Genomic DNA, 8701 nt, shown 5'->3' with positions numbered 1-8701 from the left:
GGCCCGGGCGGGGCGGCGACGGCGCGCGGCCGGCCGCGGCGGGCGGTGGGCGCGGCGTCCCGCGCGGCCGGCGGATGGGCCCTGCATCCACTCCCCCTCGACAGACGACGTGGTCCGGGTCGGCGTCATCCTGGCACAGCGCCGGGCGGCGTCCCGGGAGCCGCCGGAGCCGGTTACGCCGGTCGGAGCAGCGCACTCCCGGCGTACGGCTCCGCGGGGCTCACCCCTCCCGGGTGCCGGTGAGGTAGGCGGAGACCACGACGTTGGAGGTGTAGGTCCGCCGCGCCCGGTCGAAGGTGCCGCCACAGGTGATCAGGCGGAGCTCGGCGCGGCCCTCCTGCCGCGGCCCGTAGGCCCGGTCGGCGTCGAACCGCTCGCGCTGCACGACGTCGACCCGCTCCACCACGAACTCCGTCACCGTCCCGTCCGCGCCGGTGACCTCGACCCGGGTGCCCGGCTCGGCGGTGCTCAGCGGGTAGAAGACCGCACGTCGCTCGTCGGTGTCGACGTGCCCGACGACCAGGGCGGCACCCTCCTCCCCGGGCACCGGTCCGGCCTCGTACCAGCCCACCGACTCCGCCCGTGCGTACGGCGGCGCCGCGATCCCGCCGTCGGCGTCCAGGCCGGTTCCCACCACGGGCGCGTGCACGTCCAGCGCGTCGATGTCCAGCCGCACCGGACGGGTGACACCGTCCAGCGGGTCGTGCGGCGCGGGCAGCGGCTCACCGCCGGCGAACTGGCGGCCCGCCGCCGAGACGTCGCCCAGCGCGGGCCCGCCCGGCACGCCGTCCCCGGCCACCCGGCCCCACAGCCAGAGGCCGAGCACCAGCAGCGCCCACACCGTGCCGGTGATCAGGCGGCCCCGGGCGGTGGACTCCGGCCGCACCGCCGCGGACGCCTCCTCGCTCATCGGACGGCTCCCCCGCCTCCGCCCGCTCCCGCTGCCGCCCGGCGACGCCCGGCCCACACCAGACCGAGCACCAGCGCGCCGCCGGTCAGGGTGAGCGCCGTGGCGGCGGAGGGGCCGGTACCCGCGCCGTCCCGGTCCCCGGCCGTGGCGCCGCCGCCCGCCCGGACCGGGGCGACGGGTGAGGCGTGCAGGTCGCGGGAGGGCCGGGGCTCCTCCCGGGCGTGCGGTTCCTGGTGCCGGGCCGGCCGCGGCGGCTCCGCCTGCCGCTCGTGCGCGGGCCGCTCGTGCTCCGGCAGCTGCCCGTTCTGCCGCCCCTGCTGCGACTGCGGTTCCTGTTCCGGCGAGGGCTCCGGCGGCGGCTCCTGCTGCGCCTGCCGCGATGCCGGACGGGTCGTACCCGGCACCACGCGGAACGAGCCCTCGGCGAGACCGGTGGCGCCGTCGCACTCCACGTCGACGGCGTAGGTTCCCGTTTCCGCCTCCGGGGCGACGGTGGCCGTGCCGGTCAGCACTGAGGCGGCGCCCCCGGGTTCCGGCCGCAGCCGCACGTCCCGTTCGAAGGCCACGGAGGTGGCGAGGGCGGAGGTGTCGGTGCCGCAGAAGCGGACCCGCAGCTCCGCCCGGCCGCCCTGCGGCACCTTCCGCGGCGCCATCTCGAGCCCGTCGGCGACGGGCTCCGCGGCCGCCGCCGGAGCCGAGACGGCCGGCGGTGCCGCCAGGGCCGGAGCGGCCGCCGGCTCCGATACGGCGGCAGCGGCCGCCGCCAGGACGAGGGGGGCGCAGGCGGTGCGGGAGCGGCGGCGGGCGCGCTGCGGGAGTGTCCGGGGGGCCATGCCCCGACGGTCCGTCCCGCGACGGGGGCCCGCATCCCGGGAGTACGCGGCGCTGCTCCGTTGGGACTGCGGGTGTGGGCCGCCCGGGGGAGCCGGGGTGCGCCCGGCCCCGGGCGGCACCCGGGTCCGGGCGCCCGGACCCGGCGGGCGCTGAGACGGCCCGGATCCTGCCGGCGCACAGACCGCCCGGGCCGGCGGGCGGTCAGACCCGGTCGACGAGGTCCGCGATCGAGTCCGCCACGGAGGACGGCCGGTAGGGGAAGAGGTCGACCTCGTTCGGCCGGGTGAGCCCGGTGAGCACCAGGAAGGTCTCCAGGCCGGCCTCCATCCCGGCACGCACGTCGGTGTCCATCCGGTCGCCGACCATCGCGGTGGTCTCGGAGTGCGCACCGATGGCGTTCAGCCCGGCCCGCATCATCAACGGGTTGGGCTTGCCCACGAAGTACGGCTCGCGGCCGGTCGCCTTGGTGATCAGCGCCGCCACCGAACCGGTGGCGGGCAGCGCGCCCTCGGCCGAGGGCCCGGTCTCGTCGGGGTTGGTCGCGATGAACCGGGCGCCGTCGTTGATCAGCCGGATCGCCTTGGTCAGCGCCTCGAAGCTGTAGGTGCGGGTCTCGCCCAGGACCACGTAGTCCGGCGCGTGGTCGGTGAGCACATAGCCGATGTCGTGCAGCGCGGTGGTGAGCCCGGCCTCCCCGATGACGTACGCGGTGCCGCCGGGGCGCTGGTCGTCCAGGAACTGCGCGGTGGCCAGGGCGGAGGTCCAGATGTTCTCGGTCGGCACGTCGAGGCCGATGCGGGCCAGCCGGGCGTGCAGGTCGCGCGGGGTGTATATGGAGTTGTTGGTCAGCACCAGGAAGGGGCGGCCCGACTCCTTCAGGCGCTTGATGAAGGCGTCCGCTCCGGGCACCGGGATGCCCTCGTGCATCAGCACGCCGTCCATGTCGGTGAGCCAGGACTCGATGGGCTTGCGCTCTGCCACGTAACAGCTCCTGCCGGGTGAGGGGTCGGTGTTCTCGTGGCGTGGGTGCGCCGGTGGACCCTTCGCCGTGCCGCGGCGGGCGCTTCGGGCGTCGCCCGCCGCGGTCCACAGCCTAACCGGACCCGCCGCCCCCGGACCTCCCCCTGCGCCACCGGCCGTGGGAGGGCCCAGGGGGGCGTGCGAGAGTGGTCCCATGGACGCTGTCACCACCCCGCACGCCCTGCGCGTCGGCCTGATCGGCTACGGCCTGGCCGGCTCGGCCTTCCACGCCCCGCTGATCGCCACGACGCCCGGGCTGACGCTCGACACGGTCGTCACCGCGAACCCGGAACGGCAGGAACAGGTGACCGCGGAGCACGGGCCCGGGGTGCGCACGGTGGCCTCCCCGGACGAGCTGTTCGACCGCGCCGCGGAAGTGGACCTCGTGGTCGTCGCCTCCCCCAACCGCACCCATGTCCCGCTCGCCGAGCGCGCGGTGGACGCGGGCCTGGCCGTCGTGGTCGACAAGCCGCTGGCCGCCACCGCCGCCGAGGCGGAACAGCTGGCCGACCGCGCCGAGAAGCGCGGCGTGCTGCTCTCCGTCTTCCAGAACCGCCGCTGGGACAGCGACTTCCGCACCCTGGCCGCGCTGTACGAGGAGGGCGCGCTCGGCGAGGTGCACCGCTTCGAATCCCGCTTCGAACGCTGGCGGCCGCGGCTCAAGGGCGGCTGGCGCGAGTCCGGGGACCCGGCCGAGGCGGGCGGGCTCCTCTACGACCTGGGCAGCCACCTGGTCGACCAGGCGCTCGCGCTCTTCGGCCCGGCCGTCTCGGTGTACGCCGAGTCGGACGTCCGCCGGCCCGGTGCCGAGGCGGACGACGACACCTTCCTCGCCCTCACCCACCGCAACGGCGTCCGCTCGCACCTGTGGATGAGCGCCACGGCCGCCCAGCTCGGCCCGCGCTTCCGGGTGCTGGGCAGCACGGCGGCGTACGTGAAGCACGGGCTCGATCCGCAGGAGGCCGCGCTGCGCGCCGGTGCACGCCCGGCACCCGGCGAACCCTGGGGCGTGGAGCCCGAGCCGGCCTGGGGCACCCTGGGCGCGCTGGACGAGGCACGCCCCGTGCGCAGCCTGGACGGGGACTACCCCGCGTACTACGCGGCCGTCGCCGCGGCGGTACGCGAGGGCGGGACGCCTCCGGTGAGCGCCCGGGACGCGGTGGAGGCGCTGCGGGTGCTGGAGGCGGCGCGGGAGTCGGCCGCCGCGGGCCGCGTGGTCACGCTGGGCGCCCGCGCCTGAACACCCGGCCCGCCGGGCGCCGGGCCCACTCCGGGCAGGCGCCCCGCCGTAACGGCGCGCCACCACGACGTACGTGCCCCGCGACCGACGACCCGCCCCGGCCGGGGACGGCCGCAGCCGCCGGACTCCGCCGTCCCGCGTCCCGCCGTCGCGGCACCGGCGACGCCCGGGCGCGCCCGGTGCCGGCCGGGGCCGCGACGCCTCACCGGCTGCGGGCGGCGGCACAGGCCGCGCGGGAACCGTACCGGGCGGCCGCGGCACGGGGGACCGTACCGTTCCGCGGCCCACGGGGAAGGGGTGTCCGCGACGCGGTGACGGACGGACCGTCCGGGGAGCGCCCCCGGGACGCCATCCCGCCGGGGGACGTGCGGTCCCGCGCCCCGGAACCGCGGGGGCCCGCGCGCGAGACCGTGCGCGGGTCCGCGCACGACCTGCCGGGACGTCAGGCCGGCGCCGTTCAGGCGGCCTGGAACTCCTGCCGCTGATTCCCCAGCCCGTCGATCTCCAGCTCCACCACGTCCCCGGCCCGGAGGAACGGCTTCGGCTCCGGCTGCCCCATCGCCACCCCGGCCGGCGTGCCGGTGCTGACCACGTCGCCCGGGTGGAGGGTCATGAAGCGGCTCAGATACCGCAGGGCCCGGGCGACCGGGAAGATCTGGTCCGCCGTGGTGCCGTCCTGCCGCAGCCGCCCGTTGACCCGCAGCCGCAGCCCGAGGTCCTGCGGGTCGGGGACGTCGTCCGCGGTCACCAGCCACGGGCCCAGCGGCCCGAAGGTCTCGCAGTTCTTCCCCTTGGCCCACTGGCCGCCGCGTTCGAGCTGGAACGCCCGCTCCGTGACGTCGTGGGCGATGGTGTAGCCGGCGATCACCGCCCGGGCCTGCTCGTCGGTCTCCAGGTAGCGCGCGGTACGCCCGATCACCACGGCCAGCTCGATCTCCCAGTCCGTCTTCCCGGCGCCACGCGGCACCAGCACGGTGTCGTACGGGCCGACGACGGTGTCCGGCGCCTTGAGGAAGACGACCGGCTCCTCCGGCACCGGGGCGCCGGTCTCCCGGGCGTGGTCGTGGTAGTTCAGGCCGATGCAGACGATCTTGCCGATGCGCCCGACGGGCGCCCCGATCCGCAGCCCCGAGGGGTCCAGCGGACGGAGATCGCCGGTCGCGGCGGCCGCGCGCACCCGCGCGAGTGCGGCGTCGTCCGCGAGCAGCGCTCCGTCGACGTCCGGCACCACCGGGGACAGGTCCCGCAGCACGCCCTCCTCGTCGAGCACCGCCGGGCGCTCCGTCCCCACCGTTCCGACACGCAGCAGCTTCACCGTTCCAACTCCCGTGGTCGAGTCCTGGCACGCACGATGGGGGACGGCCACCGCTACGGAATCGTATGATCCTCCAAGAGGGTCCACGGGAGCGCAACCCGCTGTTCACCTGGTGGGACGGCGGCAGCGACGGCCGGCGGGCGCTCAGGCCCCGAGCAGATGGGCCACGGTGTGGATGGCCAGCCCGGCCAGCGCCCCGACGACCGTGCCGTTGATCCGGATGAACTGCAGGTCACGGCCGATGTGCGCCTCGATCTTGCGGGAGGTGTGGGCGGCGTCCCAGCCCGCGATGGTCTCCGAGATCAGCGAGGTGATCTCGTCCCGGTAGGTGGTGACCACGTGCACCGCGGCCCCCTCCACCCACCCGTCGACCTTGCCCTGCAGCCCGTCGTCGCGGGACATCCGCATCCCCAGGGAGAGCAGCGACGTGCGGGCCCGCACCCGCAGCTCGCTGCGCTCGTCCTCGGCGGCGGCGACCACCATCGCCCGCACCGAGGACCAGGCCGAGGCGATCAGGTCCTGCACCTCGCCGCGGCCCAGCACCTCCCGCTTGAGCCGCTCCACCCGCTCCCGGGTCTCCGGGTCCTCCCGCAGGTCCCGCGCGAAGTCGCTCAGGAACCGGTCCACCGCCCCGCGCGCCGGGTGCTCCGGCATGTCCCGCATCTCCCGCACGAAGCGCAGCAGCTCGCGGTAGACCCGCTCGCCGACCTTGCGGTCCACGAACCGCGGCGTCCAGCCCGGGGCACCCCCGCTGACCGCCTCCATCACCGAGTCGCCGTGCTCCACCAGCCACTCGTGCGCCCGTACGCACACCAGGTCGACGACCCGGCGGTGACCGCCGTCCGCGACGACCTTCTCCAGCAGCGTCCCCAGGCCCGGCGCGATCTCCCGGGAGTCCGCCCGGCGGGTGATCGCCTCCGCGACCACCGCCTGCACGTCGGAGTCGCGCAGCACGGTCAGCGCGCCCCGCAGCGCCGTCGCCAGCTCCGCCGTGACCCGGTCGGCGTGCTCCGGGCGGGCCAGCCAGGCGCCGAGGCGGCTCCCGATCCCCACCGAGTGCAGCCGGGCGCGTACCACCTCCCCGGAGAGGAAGTTCTCCCCGACGAAGTCCCCCAGGCTCCGGCCGAGCTGGTCCTTCTTGGTCGGGATGATGGCGGTGTGCGGGATGGGCACACCCATCGGGTGCCGGAAGAGCGCGGTGACCGCGAACCAGTCGGCGAGCGCGCCCACCATGCCGGCCTCCGCCGCGGCCGCCACATAGCCCGTCCACCCGCCGGCGCCCGCGTGCCCCGCCCAGGTGGCCAGGGCGAAGACCACCGCCATGCCGAACAGGGCACCGGTGGCGATGGTCTTCATCCGGCGGACACCGCGCTGCCGCTCCTCGTCGGCCGCCGTGAACGCCCCCGGGCCGCTTGTGAGAGCCCTCACACGAGCGCGCTCCGCAGTGGCGATTCCGCCCGTTTTCGTCTGTTCCATCCGCTCCACCTGTCCGGAACCCCCTGGAGGCATTGTCCCAATCCGGCATACGTGCGGAACGCGCGGCCGGTTCCCCGCGTCTGTGCCTGCGGCGCCGGGCACCCGGCATGGGATCATGAGGACGTACGACCGGCGGAGCGCCCCGGGGCTCCGCCGAGGCCGAGGAGATGCACCCCCAGCATGACCAGAAACTCCGGCTATGCCCTGCTCGCAGGGCTGGCTGCCGTGCTCGTGCTCGTCTCGACGGCGGTCGTCGTCGGGGTCTCCGGCGCCGGCGGCGGCAGCGCCCCCGGCCCGCGCCGGGCGGGCTCCGCCGACCCCGCCTCCTCCGCGACCTGGGTCGGCACCTGGTCCGCCGCCGCGGCCGCACCCGAGGCCGGGACCCGCGACGGCTTCGCGGACATGTCACTACGGAACGTGGTGCACACCTCGGTCGGCGGCACCCGCGCCCGCATACACCTCTCCAACCTCTTCGGCGAACGCCCCCTGACGATCTCCCGCGCCACCCTGGCGCTGGCCGCCGCCCCCAGCAACCCCACCGCCGCCGCCGGCAGCATGCGACCGCTCACCTTCGACGAGCGGCGCTCCGTCACCATCCCCGCCGGCGAGAAGGTGACCAGCGACCCCGTGCGGCTGCGGGTACCGGCCGCCGCGGACCTGCTGGTCAGCACCTACTCCCCCACCCCGTCCGGGCCGGTGACCCACCACCCGCACACCCGGCAGACCAACTACCTCGCGGAGGGCGAGCACACCGCCGACCCGGCCGCCACCGCCTACACCCGGCAGACCCCCTTCTGGCGCTACCTGACCGCCGTGGACGTGTGGACCACCCAGGCCGAGGGCGCCGTCGTCGTCCTCGGCGACTCCCTCACCGACGGCATCACCTCCAGCCCCGGCGCCAACCGCCGCTGGACCGACTTCCTCGCCGAACGGCTCCGCACCGAACGCGACGCACCGCGCCTCAGCGTGCTCGGCGCCGGGATCAGCGGCAACCGCATCCTCATCGACGGCCAGGACTACACGCCCAACAACGGCCCCGCCGCTCTGGACCGCATCGAGCGCGACGCCCTCGCCCGCACCGGGGTGCGCACCGTGATCGTCGAACTGGGCCTCAACGACCTGCTCAAGCACCCCCGGCAGCTCGACCCCGCGGCCGTCCTCGACGGGCTCCGGGAACTGGTACGGATCGCGCACGCCCACGACGTACGGGTCCTCGGCGGCACCCTCACCCCCTTCGCCGGCCACGGCGGGCACACCCCGCGCGCCGAGGCCGCCCGGCAGGCCGTGAACGACCGCATACGCGCCGGGGACGTCTTCGACGCCGTGGTGGACTTCGACGCCGCCCTCCGCGACCCGGCCCACCCCCGCAGGCTCCGCGCCGCCTACGACTCCGGCGACCACCTGCACCCCAACGACAACGGCTACCGCGCGATGGCCCAGGCAGTCGACCTCGCCCTGCTCACCGCGGACACCCCCGCCCGCGTCCCCGCCGCCCACCACTGACCGCCCGCGCCCCGGGGCCCCCGGCACGCACCCCGGCGCCCCGCCCACAGGACCGTGCAGGTGAAGACGAGGACGAAGCCGGAGACGATGCCGGTGAAGACGCCCGCCGCCGTGGCCACCCGATAGGTGGAGTACCGGCGGAAGCTGCCGCCCAGCACCGCGGCATACGGCCCGGCGGCCGCAGACGGCCGTAAGCGACGCATCCTTTTCCGTCCCTCCCCCGTCTCACCCATAGGGCTTCCGTCACCGGCCGAGCGGGTGAGCTTAGCCCGGCGGAGCAACGGGCACCCACCCGTTTTCCGCGCGTTCGGGTCAGTGCAGCGCCCCGGCAGCCGTACGCCACAGGGCTGTCACGGACGCCGCCTGGCGGCGACGGCCGTCACGGATGATGCGACAGTGGTGA

General features: G+C 75.9%; 7 protein-coding genes. 2 read left to right on the top strand and 5 right to left on the bottom strand.

Translation table 11 applies throughout. From position 1 onward, the window contains the following. Window positions 1-220 precede the first annotated feature (220 nt). From HOY81_RS21640 to HOY81_RS21630, 3 genes are all read right to left on the bottom strand, one after another. Window positions 221-910, bottom strand: a complete 690-nt coding sequence (locus HOY81_RS21640) for a class F sortase (protein ID WP_237322158.1) — start codon at window positions 908-910, stop codon at window positions 221-223. Continuing rightward, window positions 907-1743: a hypothetical protein gene (locus tag HOY81_RS21635; protein ID WP_237322157.1), complete on the bottom strand. Its 837-nt coding sequence runs from the start codon at window positions 1741-1743 to the stop codon at window positions 907-909. The genes HOY81_RS21640 and HOY81_RS21635 overlap by 4 nt, the downstream gene beginning before the upstream one ends. A 202-nt stretch (window positions 1744-1945) precedes the next feature. Continuing rightward, window positions 1946-2725 (bottom strand): HAD-IIA family hydrolase, encoded by a 780-nt coding sequence (locus tag HOY81_RS21630; RefSeq protein WP_237322156.1) that lies wholly within the window; start codon window positions 2723-2725, stop codon window positions 1946-1948. 193 nt (window positions 2726-2918) lie between these two features. On the opposite strand from HOY81_RS21630, the gene HOY81_RS21625 reads away from it, so the two are divergent. Next, window positions 2919-4004, top strand: coding sequence for a Gfo/Idh/MocA family oxidoreductase (locus HOY81_RS21625; protein ID WP_237322155.1), 1086 nt, complete (start codon window positions 2919-2921; stop codon window positions 4002-4004). A gap of 457 nt (window positions 4005-4461) precedes the next feature. Here the strand turns inward: HOY81_RS21625 and HOY81_RS21620 are convergent, their stop codons facing one another. Further along, window positions 4462-5319 (bottom strand): fumarylacetoacetate hydrolase family protein, encoded by an 858-nt coding sequence (locus HOY81_RS21620; RefSeq protein WP_237322154.1) that lies wholly within the window; start codon window positions 5317-5319, stop codon window positions 4462-4464. Window positions 5320-5463: 144 nt separating this feature from the next. Then, window positions 5464-6897 (bottom strand): DUF445 domain-containing protein, encoded by a 1434-nt coding sequence (locus tag HOY81_RS21615; RefSeq protein WP_237322153.1) that lies wholly within the window; start codon window positions 6895-6897, stop codon window positions 5464-5466. Window positions 6898-6975: 78 nt separating this feature from the next. Here HOY81_RS21615 and HOY81_RS21610 point away from each other — a divergent pair, with 78 nt between their 5' ends. Next, window positions 6976-8298, top strand: coding sequence for an SGNH/GDSL hydrolase family protein (locus tag HOY81_RS21610; protein ID WP_237322152.1), 1323 nt, complete (start codon window positions 6976-6978; stop codon window positions 8296-8298). Window positions 8299-8701 lie beyond the last annotated feature (403 nt).

The sequence above is a fragment of the Streptomyces sp. JJ36 genome (genome assembly GCF_021696945.1).
Classification (GTDB): Bacteria; Actinomycetota; Actinomycetes; order Streptomycetales; family Streptomycetaceae; genus Streptomyces.
This window is presented reverse-complemented; position numbering and strand designations above follow the sequence as displayed.